The sequence below is a fragment of the Massilia rubra genome (assembly GCF_011682065.1).
Lineage (GTDB): Bacteria > Pseudomonadota > Gammaproteobacteria > Burkholderiales > Burkholderiaceae_D > Telluria_A > Telluria_A rubra.
Genome location: NZ_VUYU01000106.1, coordinates 1 through 280, shown reverse-complemented (window position 1 = coordinate 280; position 280 = coordinate 1). Strand labels below are relative to the sequence as shown.

Annotated in this window: 1 rRNA gene; it reads right to left on the bottom strand. The window is 48.6% G+C overall.

Annotated elements, in window-relative coordinates:
- Window positions 1–280 (bottom strand): 23S ribosomal RNA (locus tag F0185_RS34235); the annotation flags it as partial.

The following is a 280-nucleotide window of genomic DNA, read 5'->3' as shown; positions in this document are numbered from 1 at the left end:
TTGGGCTTACGGCGTGGGAGCTTTTCACTCCCATTATCGCTACTCATGTCAGCATTCGCACTTCTGATACCTCCAGCATCCTTTACAAGACACCTTCGCAGGCTTACAGAACGCTCTCCTACCATATGGATTAAGGTACAAGTACCGAAAAACATATCCGCAGCTTCGGTGACTGGCTTAGCCCCGTTACATCTTCCGCGCAGGACGACTCGATCAGTGAGCTATTACGCTTTCTTTAAATGATGGCTGCTTCTAAGCCAACATCCTGACTGTTTTAGCC